17 protein-coding genes are annotated in these 17,882 nt (G+C 71.2%); 9 read left to right on the top strand and 8 right to left on the bottom strand.

The window, feature by feature from the left end; translation table 11 throughout:
* Window positions 1-186 precede the first annotated feature (186 nt).
* Window positions 187-1,623, top strand: coding sequence for a hypothetical protein (locus N4G70_RS09345; protein ID WP_261712031.1), 1,437 nt, complete (start codon window positions 187-189; stop codon window positions 1,621-1,623).
* Between the two features lie 147 nt (window positions 1,624-1,770).
* Here the strand turns inward: N4G70_RS09345 and N4G70_RS09340 are convergent, their stop codons facing one another.
* On the bottom strand, window positions 1,771-2,853 hold the full coding sequence (locus N4G70_RS09340; RefSeq protein ID WP_261712030.1) for a hypothetical protein: 1,083 nt from the start codon (window positions 2,851-2,853) through the stop codon (window positions 1,771-1,773).
* A 312-nt stretch (window positions 2,854-3,165) separates the two neighbouring features.
* Between N4G70_RS09340 and N4G70_RS09335 the strand changes: the two genes are divergently transcribed.
* Window positions 3,166-3,618: a lamin tail domain-containing protein gene (locus N4G70_RS09335; protein WP_261712029.1), complete on the top strand. Its 453-nt coding sequence runs from the start codon at window positions 3,166-3,168 to the stop codon at window positions 3,616-3,618.
* Between the two features lie 101 nt (window positions 3,619-3,719).
* Here the strand turns inward: N4G70_RS09335 and N4G70_RS09330 are convergent, their stop codons facing one another.
* Window positions 3,720-4,100 carry a hypothetical protein gene (locus tag N4G70_RS09330; RefSeq protein WP_261712028.1) on the bottom strand — a complete coding sequence of 127 codons (381 nt, stop codon included), beginning with the start codon at window positions 4,098-4,100 and terminating at the stop codon, window positions 3,720-3,722.
* Window positions 4,101-4,236: 136 nt separating this feature from the next.
* Between N4G70_RS09330 and N4G70_RS09325 the strand changes: the two genes are divergently transcribed.
* Window positions 4,237-5,397, top strand: a complete 1,161-nt coding sequence (locus N4G70_RS09325) for an epoxide hydrolase family protein (protein WP_261712027.1) — start codon at window positions 4,237-4,239, stop codon at window positions 5,395-5,397.
* Window positions 5,398-5,405: 8 nt separating this feature from the next.
* Here the strand turns inward: N4G70_RS09325 and N4G70_RS09320 are convergent, their stop codons facing one another.
* From N4G70_RS09320 to N4G70_RS09305, 4 genes are all read right to left on the bottom strand, one after another.
* Window positions 5,406-6,962 (bottom strand): neocarzinostatin apoprotein domain-containing protein, encoded by a 1,557-nt coding sequence (locus tag N4G70_RS09320; RefSeq protein WP_261712026.1) that lies wholly within the window; start codon window positions 6,960-6,962, stop codon window positions 5,406-5,408.
* Window positions 6,963-7,109: 147 nt separating this feature from the next.
* Complete coding sequence (locus tag N4G70_RS09315) at window positions 7,110-7,514, bottom strand: GntR family transcriptional regulator (protein WP_261712025.1); 405 nt, start codon at window positions 7,512-7,514, stop codon at window positions 7,110-7,112.
* Between the two features lie 61 nt (window positions 7,515-7,575).
* On the bottom strand, window positions 7,576-8,562 hold the full coding sequence (locus N4G70_RS09310; protein WP_261712024.1) for an ABC transporter permease: 987 nt from the start codon (window positions 8,560-8,562) through the stop codon (window positions 7,576-7,578).
* On the bottom strand, window positions 8,559-9,503 hold the full coding sequence (locus tag N4G70_RS09305) for an ABC transporter ATP-binding protein (protein ID WP_261712023.1): 945 nt from the start codon (window positions 9,501-9,503) through the stop codon (window positions 8,559-8,561). The genes N4G70_RS09310 and N4G70_RS09305 overlap by 4 nt, the downstream gene beginning before the upstream one ends.
* A 279-nt stretch (window positions 9,504-9,782) precedes the next feature.
* On the opposite strand from N4G70_RS09305, the gene N4G70_RS09300 reads away from it, so the two are divergent.
* The 4 genes from N4G70_RS09300 to N4G70_RS09285 all read left to right on the top strand — a co-directional run bounded on the left by N4G70_RS09300 (window position 9,783) and on the right by N4G70_RS09285 (window position 14,806).
* A complete protein-coding gene (locus N4G70_RS09300) occupies window positions 9,783-11,633 on the top strand; it encodes a M1 family aminopeptidase (protein WP_261712022.1) in 1,851 nt (616 codons plus the stop codon).
* A 156-nt stretch (window positions 11,634-11,789) separates the two neighbouring features.
* Window positions 11,790-12,113, top strand: coding sequence for a helix-turn-helix domain-containing protein (locus tag N4G70_RS09295; RefSeq protein ID WP_261712021.1), 324 nt, complete (start codon window positions 11,790-11,792; stop codon window positions 12,111-12,113).
* Window positions 12,114-12,286: 173 nt separating this feature from the next.
* The gene (locus tag N4G70_RS09290; RefSeq protein WP_261712020.1) at window positions 12,287-14,374 is read left to right on the top strand and encodes a SpoIIE family protein phosphatase; all 2,088 of its coding nucleotides are present in this window, start codon (window positions 12,287-12,289) and stop codon (window positions 14,372-14,374) included.
* Window positions 14,375-14,491: 117 nt separating this feature from the next.
* Window positions 14,492-14,806 (top strand): hypothetical protein, encoded by a 315-nt coding sequence (locus N4G70_RS09285; protein ID WP_261712019.1) that lies wholly within the window; start codon window positions 14,492-14,494, stop codon window positions 14,804-14,806.
* Window positions 14,807-14,985: 179 nt separating this feature from the next.
* On the opposite strand, the gene N4G70_RS09280 is transcribed toward N4G70_RS09285, so the two are convergent.
* Window positions 14,986-15,606 (bottom strand): VanZ family protein, encoded by a 621-nt coding sequence (locus N4G70_RS09280; RefSeq protein WP_261712017.1) that lies wholly within the window; start codon window positions 15,604-15,606, stop codon window positions 14,986-14,988.
* A 227-nt stretch (window positions 15,607-15,833) separates the two neighbouring features.
* On the opposite strand from N4G70_RS09280, the gene N4G70_RS09275 reads away from it, so the two are divergent.
* On the top strand, window positions 15,834-16,673 hold the full coding sequence (locus N4G70_RS09275; RefSeq protein ID WP_261712016.1) for a polysaccharide lyase family 7 protein: 840 nt from the start codon (window positions 15,834-15,836) through the stop codon (window positions 16,671-16,673).
* A gap of 141 nt (window positions 16,674-16,814) precedes the next feature.
* Here the strand turns inward: N4G70_RS09275 and N4G70_RS09270 are convergent, their stop codons facing one another.
* A complete protein-coding gene (locus N4G70_RS09270; protein ID WP_261712015.1) occupies window positions 16,815-17,285 on the bottom strand; it encodes a Dps family protein in 471 nt (156 codons plus the stop codon).
* Window positions 17,286-17,554: 269 nt separating this feature from the next.
* On the opposite strand from N4G70_RS09270, the gene N4G70_RS09265 reads away from it, so the two are divergent.
* Window positions 17,555-17,824, top strand: coding sequence for a GlsB/YeaQ/YmgE family stress response membrane protein (locus N4G70_RS09265; RefSeq protein WP_261712014.1), 270 nt, complete (start codon window positions 17,555-17,557; stop codon window positions 17,822-17,824).
* The last annotated feature ends 58 nt before the right edge of the window (window positions 17,825-17,882 follow it).

The following is a 17,882-nucleotide window of genomic DNA, read 5'->3' as shown; positions in this document are numbered from 1 at the left end:
GCCCTTGGCCCCGCCGCGCCCAACCCCCACATCGACCGAAAGCACGAGCCCGGTGCCGACGTCCGGTCGCTCGCCCACCCCGCCCACCTGGCGAAATGCGCCTTGACCAGGGCCGTCTCCCGAGTGATAGTTGCGCGCCGAACCAATTCGACGTGGTCCGGCCGGTTCATCAGGGGTGGGGAAACAATGCAGGCCGAGCACGAAGAGGCCATGTCCGCGTACGCGGAGGCGGAACGGAACTTTCGAGCGGGGCGGTTCGCCGAGGCGCGGAACGCCGCGCGGGGCGCACTGGCAACGGACGGGCCCGACGCCCGGCTGTCGCTGATCCTCGGCCGCGCGCACGCGGCCGAGGACGACGACGACCACGACGACCGTGCGGAGACCGCCTACCGGGAGGGGCTCGACTCCTTCCCGGACGACCTCGACCTCCTCACCGCCTACGCCGAGCTCTGCCTCGCCAGCGACTATCTCGAACGGCCCGGCCGCCATCGACGCGGCCCCGAACTCGCCCTGCGAGTAACGGAGTTGGCGCCCGGTTCACAGCAGGCACTGCGACTGGAGCAGCGCGCGCGGCACGGCGGGTCCCTGGGCTTCAGGGGACCCAGGCCGCCGTCGCCACAGCGGACCCAGCTCCACGATGCCCGCGTCGCCCTGGCCGCCGCCGACCCGCGCTCGGCCGCCATACAGGCCGGCGCCCGGGCCCGGGCCCACCCCGCCGACGACCGCCTGGCCGTACTCGCCGAGACCCTCGACGCGCTCAACGGGCCCGGCCGGGCCCCGCTCCGCTGGATGGTGCGGGCGCCCCTGGCCACGGCGCTCCTTCGCGCGGCCTGGTGTGCCGGGGTACTCCTGTCGGTCCCCGCACTGCACCTGCCCGGCTGGACGAGACTCGCCGTCCTCGCCCCGCTTCCCGCGCTTCTGCTGCGCCACTCCCTGCTGCGACGCGCCCGCGTCCGAGCGGCCGCCCGACCTCCGGCACCCCCCGAGGCCACGCCCTCCGCTCCCGCTCTCCCCAGCATGCCGCCCGTCCCGGCGTACACCTCGCGCGAGTTGGCGACCGGCGCCGCGATCCTCGTCGGCCTCGTCGCGGCGAGCACGGTCTCGGGCCTGTGGAGCTACCGCCAGTACACGGCGTACCCGCACTACACCGTGGCGGCTCCCGAGCATGTGCGGGGATTCGCCCGCCAGGACGCCGGCCCCGTCAAGGCACGGATGGAGAGCGCGATGGGCCCGGACGTGCCGGGCGGGAACTGGCACCCCTACGTCTACACCTACGGGACGGACCCCGAACACCCCGCGATCGCGCTGTGGGGCGCGACCGGCGACTTCCACGATGCGCCGGCCAACGCGCTCCGCGACCTCCAGGAGAGCATTGACGAGCCCGGGTTCACCCCGCGCTCGAACTGGAACGCCGACTCCGGCCGCCTCGGCGGCACGATGCGGTGCATGGCGTACGAGGTGCAGGGCGCGCCCATGCTCAACTGCGTCTGGCTCGACAAGGGCAGCATGGGGACGGTCTGTTTCGCGGACGAGGGCCAGGACCATGAGACGACGGCGGCGCTCGCCCGCTCGGTCCGGGAGGCCGTGATGCACCGGGACGCGACCGGCGGCGCGGAGGCGTAGCCCGGGTGCCTGCTGGTCTCCCTCACACTCACGGGGGTCCTCCTGTTCCCGGCCGTCGCGCTCTGGCTCAGCATGCCGTGAGACGGTGCCGGCGCGGGCATCCGCCCCGCGTCGGCACACCCGGCCCGAGGCCCCTGCCGACGCGGGTCACACCGTCTGCCTCGTCGCCGAGAGAGGCCCGGAGGCCTTCGTCCGCACAGCCTGACGGTGCGTCACTTGCAGGGACAGTACGGAGAGCAGCGCCAGGCTGATGAGCCAGCCGGCCACTCCCGAGAACTGGTTGATCGTGAACTTGAAGACCTGGCCCAGGAGCAGGTCCACGAGGAGTGCGGCGCGCAGGGTGCGCAGCGCCGCGTTGGTGTCCCGGCGCAACAGGGCCGTGCCGCGCACGGAGAGCACCAGAGAGGCCAGGGAGCAGGCGAGCGCTCCCGCGATGGCCGCCCACTGGGTCTCTCCGGCGAGGCCACCCGTGAGTCCTTCGGACGCCACCCCGACCAGCAGGACCGCCGCCTGAAGGGTCGTTCCCCAGGCGACGAGGTGGATCAGCCCTCGCGTGCCGGACACCTGCGTGACCAGCCACGCATACGCGCGCCGCACCGCCGCGTCGTACGGGTGGGGCCGGGGGGCCGGGCGCTCGGGCACCGCTTCGAGCAGGGCGACAAGGGCCTTGTCCAGTTCGGCGGTGGGGGCCCCGCCGGCGCGCAGGCGGTCGAGCGCCTCGCTCCGGTCCTGGGCGGACAGGCCGCACAGGATGCCCTGGAGTGCCGTGTCGGCGGCGGAGGCGGCGCGGATGGTGCTCGATGCCGCCCGGTCCGCACGTCCCATCCGCGTCACCCACCAGGCGAGGCCTGTCAGCGCGACGAACGTCAGATAGATGATCCCGGGGGCGGGCCGGTAGAAGTAGCCGTCGGTGGCCACCAGTTTCCCCACCTCGTCGATGAACAGGCCGAAGCCGACCCCACCGGCGACCGCACCCCGCCGACGCGAGGCCGCACCGGTGAACACCAGCATCACGAGCAACCCGGCCAGCATCAGCAGCCCGCCCCACAGCATGTGGGAGATGTGCAGGCCGCCGTTGCCCGCCCCTCCCCCGAGCTTCGGGTAGCCGGTGAGCGCCAGGAATGCGCGGGTCACCAGGACGGTGACGACACCGACGAGGACGAACAGCCGGAGGTGCGCCGCGGCGCTCGCGGTACGCAGGAACCCGTTGGTCAGAGGCGTACGGAACATGCTTCGAGCGTCGCCCACGAGCGGCACTCGGACCATGGGGCCAGCCCCCCGACCCGCCCACGGGCTGACCCCCCGCCCCACCGGTGGGCTTCCCGCCACCATGGGGAGCGCGGTGATCCACGCGCGCGGGGGCGTACGCGCCGTGATCTCTGACGGTGTGTCATATTCCCTGTTTGGTCACGTGTGGCATTTCTCCGCACGGCCCGCTCGGACCCGGGCCACAGTGTGGGTGTCCGGCCGAACCAGCGCCGGTCTTCACACCGTTCGACCCCCTCGGGCGCCAGCCCTGGGCGTCGAGAACCGGGAGTTCACATGTCTCCTCGCACCGCCACCCGCGTCGCCGCACTCGTACTGGCCGCCTCCGGCCTCGCCGCGGCCGCTGCCGTCCCCGCCTCGGCCACCGCCCGGCCGACCCCCCGCTCCCCCATCGTCTTCGGAGCGATCCAGTACGACAGCCCCGGGCACGACGACCACTCCCAGAAAAGCCTCAACGCCGAGTGGGTCACCATCACCAACACGGGCCGCGGCACGGTGAACCTCCGGGGCTGGACCCTCACCGACCGGGCCCACCAGAGCTACACGTTCCACAACCTGCGCCTGGCCGGCCACCACTCCGTGAAGGTGCACACCGGCAAGGGCCGTGACACCAACCGCGACGTCTACCAGAACCGCCGCGACTACGCCTGGGACAACAGCAAGGACACGGCCACCCTGCGCGACAACCACAAGCACGTGATCGCCACCAAGTCGTGGCGCCACCGCTGACCACCCTCAGCCACCGGGTGGCGCCGCCGCCACGGCGCCTGCGGTGAGAAGGCCGGCATCCCTTACGGGGTGCCGGCCTTCGGCCTGAGGTGCCCGACGCCCTACCGTGAGCCAATACCTCCGTCGCCTTCCGGCCCGTCGAGAAACCGGCGCAGCACGGCGACTTCGTCATGGAGCCCGGAGGCCCGCTCGGCGTGCACGGGATCCGTCAACTCCCTTGCCGCGGCGAGCCGTTCGGCGATCTCCACGCGTACGACATCCGCCATCTCGGCCTCGCTCAGCTCACGCCGCGCCACCTCCGTGGCGCCGGCACCGACCGGCGACTCCTCGATGGACCGGCCGCGCGGTGCGGCCGCTCCGACCGACACCGCTCCGGCGTTGTCCAGCGCCGCGAGCGCGGTGCGCAGCGCTCGCACCGCCGCCTTGTCGCGGGCGCGCATCGCTTCGGGCAGGGCTTGACGCAACCGCACATCCAGGGACATGAGCGTGACCCTACGGCGCCGCTCCCGGCCCCGCAACGACATACCTGCCCGGCATCCCTGAACAGGCGCCGCCATCAAGGGCGTTGAGGAGGCGGGACATGCCGGCCGGGGGCGGGCCATCGGTAGGGTGCGTGGCATGTCCGACGTACTGCCCGGCCCCGAGCCGTTCCTCCCGCAGACCGCGCCCTCGGCACTCGACGACCTCCGCACGCGGCTGCGTGCGACCCGCTGGCCCGATGCGCCGCAGGACGCCGGCTGGGCGCTCGGAACCGATCTCGACTACCTTCGCGAACTCGTCGCCTACTGGGCGGACGGCTTCGACTGGCCGGCGCAGGAGGCGGCGCTCGCCCGCCTCCCCCGCTTCCGTGTCCCGGTCGGCGGCCTCGGGATCCACTTCGTACACGCCCGTGCGGTCGCACCGGCCGGACCCGTGCTGCCGCTGATCCTCACCCACGGCTGGCCGGACTCGTTCTGGCGCTACTCCAAGGTCGTTCCGCTGCTCACCGACCCGGGGGCACACGGCGGCGACCCCGCCGACGCGTTCGACGTGGTCGTACCCGACGTTCCGGGGTTCGGGTATTCACAGCGTCCCGATGGGGCGCCGCTCGACTCCATCGCCGTGGCGGGCCTGTGGGCGGAGCTCATGGGTGTGCTCGGCTACGAGCGGTTCGGTGCGGCGGGCGGTGACATCGGCAGCCATGTGAGCCGCTACCTCGCGCTCGACCACCCCGACCGGGTGGTGGCGGTCCACCGCACCGACGCGGGCATTCCCCTCTTCACCGGCGACCCGGCGGACCTGGCCCCCGAGGAGCGCGACTGGCTCGCGGCCGTCGCCGGCTGGGGCGCGACCGAGGGTGCGTACGCCGCGATGCACCGCACGAAGCCGCAGACCGCCGCCTTCGGGCTCACCGACTCGCCGGCCGGACTCGCCGCCTGGATCGTCGAGAAGCTCCGCTCGTGGAGCGACTGCGAGGGCGACATCGAGCGGAGCTTCACCAAGGACGAGATCCTCACCAACATCACCATCTACTGGCTGACGAAGACCATCGGCTCGTCGATGCGTATGTACCGCGCGAACGCCGCGATCCCGCCCGCGCAGCTCGCCCGCCGGGTCGACGTGCCGTCCGGGTTCTCCATCTTCGGCGGCGATGTCGTCCGGCCGCCGCGCGCCTGGCTGGAACGTACGGCGAACGCCACCTATGTGACGGAGCCGGAACGCGGCGGCCACTTCGCCCCGTTCGAGGAGCCCGAGTCGTATGCGGAGGAGCTGCGCGCGTTCTTCCGGCCCTACCGGTGAGGGTCGGTTCAGCCTCCCGGAGCCGCGGGTGCCGTCGGTACGAAGGCGAGGGGGTGCCGCACCGTCTCGGGGCCGCGCACCCGCGTGCCGAAGACCACCAGTTCGCAGGCGTGCGCCGCACGGCAGTCGATGGTGCGGCCGTCGATCGCGGTGAACGTCGCCGACAGGGTGACGGCCTCGTCAAGGCGTCCGCTGTCACTGGTGGCCGGCGGCCTGGAGCGGGGGCGGCAGCCGAAGGTGTCGGCGGAACCGCCGGCGCACTCCATGACGAGGGCGTGGAACTGCGGCTCGTACCCCTTGCCCGTCGCCCGTACCGCCTGGCCGTCCACGAGGCCCACGTCGGGGGTCACGTTCAGCGTGGGCGGAGCCTCCAGGGGCGCGTGCGGGGCGAAGCGCAGCGGGACGGTGGTGAGCAGCGCGCCGGTGTTGTCCGTGAGGGCGAGGGTGCACGGGTTGCCGGAGGCCGCCGTGCGGCAGTCGAACGTCCCTGCCGTGGTGGCGAGTTGGGCGTACAGCTTCTTCGGTGAGAGCTGGTAGGTGCCGTCCGGGTAGACCCGGAACTGGCGGCCCGTGTCGTCGTCGCAGGTGGTCACGGACGCCGATGGCGCGCACTCCTTGACCCAGACGTAGTCCCGGGGCGGGCCGCCCGCGATGGTGAACCTGACGATGTCGCCGTCCCGAAGGCCCGTCGTACGGTTCACGTTCAGCTCGGGGGCGGCGGTGTCGGTCGAGGCGACCGCCCTGGGCGCCGCCGTCGTGGGCTGGGCCGGGGCCACGAGGTGCCAGGGGTCCCATCCGCCACCGGGGAACGCCTGGTAGACCTCCCACATGCGGTCCCGGTTCCACTCACGGGCCGTCAGGTGCAGCCGCCCGTCCGGGAGTTGGTCCACCGTGCTCGGCTGACTCAGACCCACGTCCTGACCGGGGACCGGACCCAGGGTCAGGACCGGGCCCCAGCCGGATTCCGCGTTCCGCTGGTGGCGCACCTCCAAGGTGTTGCCGGTCCTCGACCCGGAGGCGAAGGCGTCGATGCTGCCGTCCCGCTCTTTGAACAGCACGACTCCGCCGTGGTACGGCGTCGGCGCGAGCCCGAACGCCTCGGGCCGGCTCCAGACCCCCGCGCCCCCGTTCTCGACGGCGTGGCAGAACGTCCCGTAGGTGGAGAAGAGCAGTTCCAGGTGGCCGGCCGAGTTCTCCATCGCGGTGATGTAGTAGCTCTTGGGGCCGACCGTCGCCGCGCTCACCCGCCGCCAGGCCCCGTACGCACCGCCCGGCGCGTCCTGTTCGCGGTGCCAGACGAAGGGCAGGCCCCCGGTCGCCGAGGCGTCGTAGAACAGCTGGAACTGGGCGATCCGGCCGTCGGTGCGGTCCACGGAGACCAGGCTGTCGGAGACCGGCCTGCTCGCCAGGCCCTGGGCGCCGGAGTCCGTGGAGCATGCGGCGGTCGTGGTGGCGGTTTCGGCGGCCGCGGCCTGCGCGGCCGCGGGCGCTCCCGTCACCCCGGCGCAGGCGATGGCCACGGCGACCAGGCCCCGCCCGATCGCCCCGCCCCTTCTGTCCGGCATTCCCCTTCGTCGTAACCGCATCGGCTTCCACCCCTCTTGGTAACCCCACCCAGCAGGGGAGCATCCTCTCGGCGCGCGACCCTCACGGCCAGCTCACAACCGGCCAGCGTGACCCACGAGAACGAGCCGCGAGACAGCGAGCCCGGCTCACTCCTGAGCAGAACCGGACGGCGAGGCGAACAACTGGGCGCGGACCCGCTCGAACAGGGCCGTGACCTCCCGTTCCGTCAGCCCGACGGCGGCGGCCTCCCGCATCCAGTCGGCGAGCCGGGTCCGGAGCGGCGAATCCGGTTCGTCCTGCGGGGCGGCGAGGGAGCGGGTGATGAACGTGCCCGCGCCTTGGCGCACCTCGACAAGACCGGACCGCTCCAGCTCCCGGTACGCCTTGAGCGTGGTGTTGGGGTTGACCTTCGTATCGGCGGCGACCTGGGCCGCGGTGGGCAGCCGGTCCCCCTCGCTCAGCGCCCCCATGCGCAGGGCCTGTTCCACCTGGTGGACGATCTGGAGGTACGCGGGCACTCCGCTGCGTCGTTCTATGCGGAACACGACCATCGCACCCGCCTCCTTCCTCTCGTCTTCACGATCTCGTCCCGGCCCGCACGCGGGGCCGGCGCTACAGGGCCTGGCGCCGGGTGCGCCACACCGCCAGGGCCACCAGGAGCACGCTCGCGCCCAGCAGGAGACCGGCCGCCGTCCATTGGAGCGTGGCCATCTGGTCGTAACCGAAGTAGTCCCACACCGAGTTGACGATGCCCAGTCGGGCGCGGCAGGCGTCGGCGTCACTGTCGTTCATACATGTTCCCCAGCCGTAGACCTTGCCGGAGGCGGTGCCCACCCATTGGTCGACCTGGACCGCGCCGGTGAGTTGCGACGGCGGCTTGGAGTGCAGGGGGAAGGCGATCCGGCGGGGCGTGGCGAGCCGGGGCTTGAGGTAGTCGGCCACGATGAGCGCGGCCGCCGAGGTGAAGAAGGTGAGCACCATGGCGGTCACCGCGCGTCGCGCGAGCACACCGATGGCGATGCCGAGGGAGGTGGTGAACAAGGTGAGCGCGGTCAGCACCGGCAGGGTGCCGACGAAGACCGTGCCGTCCAGCCAGTTGCTGGACACCACGGGACGGACGGGCCGCCACCACCAGCCGAACAGCGCGCCCAGGACCCCGGTGGTCGCCGTGACGAGGCCCAGCGCGAGGCCGAGCTTCCACCAGATCCAGTGCAGCCGGGGCACCGACTGGGTGGCGACGAGACGGACGGTGCCGTGTTCCTGATCGGAGGAGATCAGCGGGGCCCCGATGAACACACCGAACAACAGGGGCAGATATCCGAGGTAGTTGGCGACCTGGTTGAAGGAGTTGTCGAGGCGTTGGAGCATGGCGCCGTCGAGGTCCTCGGCGGGCTTCGCGGGCCAGCCGGCGCCGTGCAGTGTGTCCAGCGTGGTACCGCGCTCGTGAATGATCCAGGCCGCGCCGATGACCGTCACGACGGCGCAGGCGATGAGGGCGGCCCGATGCTGACGCACCATCAGCCAGGCGAGTCCGCGCAGCCGCCTGCGACCGGCGAACCGGGCATCCTGTCGTGTGGCGGTGCGAGTGAGGGTGCTCATGCCGCGTGCTCCTCTCGGTGGCCGGGGACCGCGGTGGGAGAGAGCAGCGCGGGTGCCTCCGGGTGGCGCAGGTAGCCGAGCAGCACCTCCTCCAGGCTCGGTTCGGCGAGCTGCCATGCGGGGTCGAGGGGGCCCTCGTGGCGGACGAGGGCGGTGAACTGCCGCCCGGCGGTGCGCACATCGACCACCGTGTGTGCGGCGAGCGCGTCGGGCAGTCGGCCCTGGGTGGTCACACCGGTCACCACGGTGTGCAGCGGCACCAGTTCGTCGGTGTCGCCGGCCATGCGGACGCGCCCCTCGGCCATCACCAGCAGGAAGTCACACATGTGCTCCAGCTCGGAGAGCATGTGGGACGACATCAGGACGGTGGTGCCGCGCTCGGCCACCTCCGACATGAGCAGGGAACCGATCTCGTCCCGGGCGAGCGGATCGAGGTCGGACATCGGCTCGTCCAGGAGCAGCAGGTCGGGGCGCTTGCCGAAGGCGAGCGCGAACGCGACCCGGGTGCGCTGACCGCCCGAGAGGCTGCCGATCCTGGCGCCCGGCGGCAGATTCCCCTCGCGCACGATCCGCTCGGCCGCCTCCTGGTCCCAGCCCGGGTTGAGTTCCCGGCCCATGCGCAGGCACTCCGCCACGGTGAACCGCTTGAACAGCGGTTTGTCCTGGCCGAGGTAGGCGTACCGGGGCATCACGGCCGGATCGCCGACCGGGCGCCCGAAGATCCTCAGCTCGCCGCGCGTCGGCTCGACGAGCCGGGCCGCCATCCCCAACAGGGTGCTTTTCCCTGCCCCGTTGGGACCCACCAGGCCGCAGACCCGGCCGACCGGAATCCGGAAGGACTCCTCCCGCAGTGCCCACCCCCGGCGGTACTTCTTCCCGAGGCCGTGCGCCTCCAGGGCCCAGCGGTCGTCATCTCCACCAGAAGTGGCCGTGCCGCTCATGCTCCCCCTCCGACCGATTCCATTAGTCAACTAGTGGAATCATGGTCTCGCAAGCGCGAACCTGTCAATTCCCCCGGACCCGCCCGGTCTCTTGGCATGGCCTGGTCAGACCTGCGAAGCTGCCGTCCAGCTTGTCGCCCCGACCCAGGCCGACAGGCGCGCGTCTCACCTCAGCGATGTGCACGTGCCGCACACAGTCCGCGGCCGCCCTCGGCGCACCCAAGCCGACGGGCGACCACCGAGCAGGCCGAAATCCCGGCCGCCTCAAAGGAGTTCCGCGTGAGATCCACCCCCCACAAGTCCCTCGCGGCGGCCGCCTGCGCCGTCGCCGCGCTGGCCGCCGTCTCCCTTCCCGCCACGCCGGCCTCGGCCCGGCCGGCCACCGCCGCCGCCTGCACCCCGGGCCAGGTGGTCGCCAACGGCGGCTTCGAGAGCGGCACTTCGCCCTGGACCCAGTCGTCGACGAGCGTGATCACCAGTCGCGCCGGCGAGTCCGCCCATGGCGGCACCACCTTCGCCTGGCTCAACGGTGTGGGCAGCACCCATACCGACACGCTCTCCCAGAGCGTCACCATCCCCTCGGGATGCAGCACCGCGACCCTCACCTACTGGCTGCACATCGACACGGCCGAGACGACCTCGTCGACCGCGTACGACAAGCTGACGGCGAAGATCGGGGGTACGACCCTGGCGACGTACTCCAACCTCGACAAGAACTCGGGCTACATACAGAAGTCGGTCGACGTGTCCGGCTTCGCGGGTCAGACGGTGAGCCTGGCGTTCACCGGCACCGAGGACTCCAGCCTCCAGACGAGCTTCGTCCTCGACGACATCGCCCTCAACACCTCCGGCGGCACCACCCCGCCCGGCGACTCCACCCGCACCCCGGCCGCGCCCGCGTACACCGTCAGCCTGAGCAGCAACGCGAGCGGCACCGGCTGGACCGGGCACGAGAGCGCGACCTTCACCAACGCCTCCGCCACCGCGCTCAACGAGGTGTATCTGAGGTTGTGGGACAACTACCACGGCACCTGCTCGGCCATGCCGATCAAGGTCAGCAACGTCACCGGCGGCACGGCGGGCGATCTCACGGTCGGCTGCACCGCCCTGAAGATCGCGCTGGCGACGCCGCTGACCCAGGGCCAGAGCGCGACCATCGGCTTCGACCTGGGCATCACCGTGCCCAGCGGCGCCGACCGCTTCGGCTACGACGGCGCGTTCAACAACATCGGCAACGCCCTGCCCGTCCTGGCCGTCCGGGACGCCGCGGGCTGGCATCTGGACCCGTACACCAACAACGGTGAGTCCTTCTACTCGCTGGCCGCCGACTTCAAGGTGACCCTGGACCACCCGACCGGCCTCCTGGTCCCGGCCACCGGCACCTCGGTCGACACCCCCGGGACCAGCGGGCGCACGATCACCACGGCGACCGCCTCCAAGGTGCGCGACTTCGCCTGGGCCGCGGGCCCCTTCAGCAAGATCTCCGGCACCTCACCGGCCGGCACGGCCATCAACATCTACTCGGTCTCGGGCATCAGCTCCTCCGACGCCCAGTCGATGCTGGCCACCGCCAAATCCGCCGTGGACACCCACGCCGCCCGCTTCGGGGCCTACCCGTACGGCGAGCTGGACGCCGTGATCGACAACAACTACTGGTTCGGCGGCATGGAGTACCCGGGCTTCGTGCTCGACCTGGTCTCCACCACGGCGCTCACCCACGAGATCGGCCACCAGTGGTGGTACGGGATCGTCGGCGACGACGAGTACAACAGCCCCTGGCTGGACGAGGCGTTCACCGACTACTCCACCGACCTCGCCCAGAACAAGACCGGCTCCGGCTGCTGGAACAGCGTCTCGTGGGCCTCCACCAGCGAGAAGATCACCAACTCGATGGCCTACTGGGACGCCCACTCCTCCCGGTACTCGACCGTCATCTACGGCTACGGCAAGTGCGCACTGCACGACCTGCGGCGGGTGCTCGGTGACACCGTGATGGCCAAGTTGCTGAAGGACTACGCCACTTCGCACTGGTACGGCGTCTCGACCACGGCCGAGTTCAAGGCGGCGGCCCAGGCGGCCACCACCACGGACCTGACGTCGTTCTGGACCCAGCACCGCATCGAGGGCTGACGCCCCGGCACAGCAACGGTTCGCCGCGGACGAGTGTGGTCACGCCACACACGGTCCGCGGCGAACCCATGTGGGGTCCGCGAACATGGGACGGGGGTTACGTGAAATATCATTCACCTGATTGTTTGCGCGAATGCCACGTCATACGCTGAAGGAATGGGTTCCGTACCTGAACCACACGCGGGCTGGACGTTCCTCACCAATCACGCCCGGGTGCTGGCCGCGATCGCCGAAGATCCCTCGACCCGTATCCGCGACATCGCAGCACACTGCAGACTCACCGAGCGTGCCGTCCAGCGGATCATCGCCGATCTGGAGGAGGCCGGATACCTCTCCCACACCCGCCAGGGTCGCTCCAACACGTACCGCATCGAACCGGCCACCCCCTTGCGCCACCCGGCCGAGGCCGGCCTGACCGTGTCCACCCTTCTCGCGGCCCTGGCGCACCACGACGAGCAGCGCGGGAAGCAGCCGCTCTGAGCGCCCGCCCCGTCCGGGCGCGAGCTGGGGCGGGCCGGGCGCGGCCGGGTCACTCTCCGTGCCGATTCCGATCTTCTGCGACGTCTGGTCTGCCGATCAGGCCCGGCGGGGAGAAGATGGTGAAGGCGCTGAGCCAGGAGTGAGGGCACCGACCGGCTGACGAAGGGCCGACGATGAACGCATCCGAAGTGTTCGGGGAGCGGCTCGGCCGCATGCGCGTCGCCGCGTCCGAACCGGGCGGCCTGCTCGATGTGCTCGGCGTGGCCGCCATAGTGCTCGACGAGGCCGGGCGGATCGCCCTGTGGAGCCCGCAGGCCCACGAACTGTTCGGCTGGGACGCGCAGGACGCGCTCGGCCGCTCCGCGGCGAAACTCCTGGTCGCCGAGGAGCACCGCCCCCTGGTCCTGGACCTCTTCGCCCGGGTGATGGGCGGCGGCGGGACCTGGGCGGGTGTCTTCCCCATCCGCCACAAGGACGGCAGCACCCGGATGGTGGAGTTCCGCAACATGCGGCTCCAGGACGAGCACGGCGCGATGTACGCGCTGGGGATCGCCACGGACGAGCCGACCGTGCGCGCCGTGGAACGCGATCTGGCCCTCTCGGTGCGCCTGGTGTCGCAGTCCCCGATCGGCCTGGCGGTGCTCGACACCGAGCTGCGCTACGTTCTGGTCAACCCCACCCTGGCCCGGATCAACGGCGTCACTCCCGCCGAGCACATCGGGCGTACGGTCCGCGAGGCCCTGCCGTTCCTGGACGCCGGGCACATCGAGGCGACGATGCGGCGGGTCCTGGAAACCGGTGTGCCGCTGCTCGACCAGACGGCCATCGGCCGGACTCCGGGCGATGCCACCGAGCACGCCTGGAACGTGTCCTACTACCGCCTGGAGGACCCGGCCGGGCGGATCCTCGGCGTCGCGACCTCGATCGTGGACGTGAGCGAGCAGTACCACGCCGCCAACGAAGCCGCCGAGGCGCGCAGACGCCTCGATCTCATCGCCCGGGCATCGGTGCGCATCGGCACCACACTCGATCTCAACCGCACCGCCCACGAGTTGGCGGACCTCGTCGTGACCGACCTCGCCGACATCGCGGCCGTCGACCTCCTCGACTCCGTCCTGGACGGCCGGGTCCCCGTCGACGACCCCGCGTCCGGTCCGGTGTCCATCCGCGCCCTGGCCGTCGCCGCCGCGTACCCCACCGACGCGCTGCGGGCGGCCGACCCCCCGGGCAACATCGCCAAGTACAACGCGGAGCGCCTGGTCACCCGCTGTGTCACCACCGCCCGGCCCGTCCTGATCAGCCATGTCGACCCCGGTGATCTGGTGAACATCGCCCGCGACGAGGAGGCCGCCGAACTGCTGGCCCGCGCCGGGCTGCACTCCTATCTGGCGGTTCCGCTCATCGCGCGCGGCGAAGTCCTGGGCGCCCTCGACCTCAAGCGTGCCCGCAACCCGCAGCCCTTCACCCACGACGACGCCGTTCTGGCGCTCGAACTCGCCACCCGGGCCGCCGTCTGCATCGACAACGCCCGCTGGTTCCAGCAACAGCGGCACGCGGCCCTCGCCCTGCAACAGCACCTGCTGCCGCGCCAGCCACCCCAGCCCACCGGCCTCGACGTCGCCTACCGCTACCAGCCCGCCGCCGCCATCGGCGAGGCCGGCGGCGACTGGTTCGACGCCATTCCGGTGGCAGGTGACAAGACGGCGCTCGTCGTGGGCGATGTGATGGGCCACGGCATCAACGCGGCCGCCACGATGGGACAGTTGCGCACCGCGACGCGGACGCTCGCGGGCCTCGACCTGGACCCCGCCGACGTCCTGCGCCACCTCGACCGCATCACCGCCGAGCTCGACGAGACCACGGCCACCTGCGTCTACGCCGTCTACGACCCGCACCACACGACCTGCCGCATCGCGCTCGCGGGCCATCTGCCGCCCATCTGGGACCGTCCGGGCCGCGCCCCCCAGTTCCTGCACCTGCCCACCGGGGCTCCGCTCGGCGTGGGCGGCGTTCCGTTCCGGGCCACCACGGTCGACTGTGCTCCCGGCGACCGGCTCGTGCTGTACACCGACGGCCTGGTCGAAACCCGGGACCAGCCGATCGACGACCGGCTGCGCGCCCTGCTGGACGCCCTCACCCACCACCGGCTTCCCCTGGAGGCGACCTGCGACCGCCTCCTGGCCGCGCTGCCGCCCCCGCAGGGCCACGACGACATCGCCCTGCTGATCGCCCAGGTCACCCCGTCCCGCCGCCCTTCCTGACGGCACCGGACCGGCCCGCGCACGCCCTGCGGCCGATCCGCCCGTTCCGGCCGGAACACCCCCGTTCGCCGCATGCCGGGGTGTACGAGGGCGGCGCACGGGGCACCCGGTAGCTCTATGACCACCTATGTCGTAACGATCCCCGGAACCCTCCTCGCGGAGCGCACCGAGGCAAGCACCGAGACCCTCCAACGCGCCCTGCGCCCGGCCGACCCGCGCGGTACGCGGTTCGGCGAGGAGGAGCACCTGGAGATGCTCACCTTCTACAGCGGGTCCTCGGCCTTCAGCATCCGCCTGGAGGTGGAGGCCGACGACACCGAGAGCGCCGAGCAGCAGGCCCGCGAAAAGGTGGGGGCCGCGCTGCGGACGGCCGGCTACTCGCAGGACGAGGCGCCGCTGGGAGACGCGGTCATCACCGGAATCACGGAGTAGCGCGACAACGGATCACGAGCCGACGCCCGGACCCTCCCGCCTTCCCCAACTCCTTTTCGGAATGGGGAAGTTGGGGAGGTCCGGGCGTCGGCTCCTGCCGTTGCCCCTCAACGGACCGGTCTTCTTCGACGCAGCGGAGTCCTTTGACGGACCGCTGTTCCTTGACGGTCCGTAGCCCCTCAGCGGACCGGCTTGCGCACCGCTCGCAGGATCGCGGGCAGGCGCCATTTCGAGGTGGCGGGAGGTTCGGTGGCGTCCTCCGTCGTCGCCGTCGCTTCCATGGGCTTGTCCTTCTCGACGGGGCGACGATGCCACCAGTGCTCGCGCCGGGGGTGCAGGGCGCGGCCGAGCCGGCGGCCCAGCAGCAGGTAACCGGCGAAGGCGCCCAGCGAGTTGAGGATGACGTCGTCGATGTCGAAGGCGCGCCCGGTGACCAGAAGGCCCTGGGCCCCCTCGACGGTGAGCATCACGAAGGCGGTCATGAGCACGACCCGCACCAGGCCCCGCGTCCGGGGGAACACCACGGGAAGCAGCACTCCGAACGGCATGCCGAGCACCACGTTGCCGCCCACCTGCTTCACGGCGTCCCGCCAGTTGGGCTGGGCGAGGTAGGCGCGGATCGAGTCGCCCGGGTGCAGATTGGTGTGGGTCAGCCGGACGGACATGGGCGAGGGGACCAGGGTGGCCCTGGCCAGCACCACCGCGAAGGCCACCATGCAGACGAATCCGACGATCAGTACGGCGGCTCGCGCCGCGACAGCCGGCCAAGTACGGCGTTGAAGCCGTGGTTCTGATGCCATGTCACCCCGGTTACCCCCTAGGCATCCGCGCACGCGCGAGGAGCACGGCCGACGTCGCCCCAAGGCGCACCCGCAACGGCGTCCGCAGATCTATTGACGCGCCCACACCGGAGCCCTACGGTTTCCCCGTTCACAAGCAGACATGTCGTTCAGCATACGGAACACTGCGCGGACGGGCCCCCGCGCGCCGACCACCCTCCGGTCTCCCCCACAAAGAGGTCTCCCCCATGCGCATACGCCCGCTGCTCATCCCGTTCGCCGCCACCGCCGCCGTCATCGGCGGCCTCGCCTTCGCCGCTCCCGCCCCCGCGTCATCCTCAACCGGCCTCCACAGCACGGGCGTTGTGGCCGAGCGAGGCGGCGGCGCGGGCACGGCCGCGAAGGCTTCGTCCGCGCCCGGCGGCTCCTTCGATCTGTCGGTGTGGGAGCTACAGGAGCCGGTGGGCTCCCCCGGTTCGCCGACCACGATCTCCTCGTCCCGGCTCCAGGGTGCCAACGGCTTCCAGGACTCGTACTTCTACACGGACACCCGCGACGGGGCGATGACGTTCTGGGCGCCGGAAAAGGGTGTCACCACGCCGAACTCCCACTATGCCCGCTCCGAGCTGCGCGAGATGAACCGCGACGGGAGCCCCGCGAACTGGTCGCTCGGCGGCACCCACAAGCTGAGCGCGACCCTGCGCGTGGTGTCGGTGACGTCCAGCGTCTGTGTCGGGCAGATCCACCTGGGCACGGGCGGCTCCTCCACCAAACCGCTGCTCGAGCTCTACTACCACGCCAACGGGGACATCGTCCTCGGCACGGAGAACTCCCCTTCCGGCGGCCAGACTTCGCACGCCGTGGGCCATGTTCCGGTGGGCAGGACATGGAGTTACACGATCGGTGTCTCGTCAGGCCACACCATCGACCTGACGGTCGACGGAAGCACCACGCACTACCCGATCCCGTCCTCCTTCAACAGCTACCGCCAGTACTTCAAGGCGGGCTCCTACAACCAGTCGTCCTCCAACAGCACGACCAAGGGGGCACGCGTCGCCTTCTACAAGCTCACCGTCGCGCACGGCTGAGCACACGAGCGCCCCCGGACGGCCGGCCACCCCCAGACGGTCCGACCCCAGACCGTCCAGCCATGTGAACCCGGGTACGGATGCGTGGCCGGCCCGAACGCCGTCGGCCGCGCCCCGTGGCCCGGGTCTACGGGCGGGCCGTCAGATGTTCTCCGCCTGGAACATCCACGCGTGCTTCTCCAGCTCGCCGGTCACCGCGATGAGCATGTCCTGGCTCACCGGGTCCGGGTCGGCCGTCGCCCTGATCCGCTCACGCATCCGCTCGATGACCCTGCCCAGCGCGGTGACCAGCACCTGCACGGCGTCAGAGTCCTTGATCCAGCCGTCCGGCACGGTGCCGATCGCGCTGGCGCCGGCCAGCGTGGCGGCCCGCCCGTCGGGGTTCACACCGAGGGCCGAGGCGCGTTCGGCCACGATGTCGGAGTGCTGCCGGGCCGTGGTGACGACCTCGTCGAGCTGGAGGTGGACGGAGCGGAACCGCGGGCCCACCACGTTCCAGTGGACCTGCTTGGCCACCAGCGAGAGGTCCACCAGGTCGACGAGCGCGCTCTTCAGCGCCGGGCCGACCACCTTCAGGTCCGCTTCGGACAGCGACCCCTTCACACCGGACATCGTGTTTCCCTTCATCGATTCCGCGTCGATCGATGGGCATCGATCTCGGTAGCTCGCGTTCCTCGACAAACGCACGTCAAACCCGGTCGGGGCGGGCGCGGCCGGGGTGTGCCCGGGCGCACCCGGGCCACCCCAATGGACGATGCGACTGGCATAGGGGTTCCTGGCCTGGGCACCCTTCCCTTCAGGGCCTACGGCCACCGCAACAGATCACCATCAGCACCGCACCCGTACGGGTGCGGACACATCGACGTTGGGATGGACTCACCATGGGCATCATCGCCTGGATCCTGATCGGCCTGCTCGCGGGCGCCATCGCCAAGGCACTCATGCCGGGCAGGGACCCGGGCGGCTGCTTCGTCACCATGATCATCGGCATCGTGGGCGGACTTCTCGGCGGATGGCTCGGAAAGGTCATCTTCCACGTCCACTCCATCAACGGGTTCTTCCACCTGTCGACCTGGATCGCCGCCATCGTCGGCTCGGTCATCGTGCTCATCATCTACCGCCTGATCATCGGCAACCGCAGCCGTCACTGAGGGCACGTACAGCGCAGGGGCCCTACGACGACGGCCCCGCCCGCGGCCCGGGCAGTCG

This window comes from Streptomyces sp. ASQP_92, from assembly GCF_025399895.1.
Lineage (GTDB): Bacteria > Actinomycetota > Actinomycetes > Streptomycetales > Streptomycetaceae > Streptomyces.
This window is presented reverse-complemented; position numbering and strand designations above follow the sequence as displayed.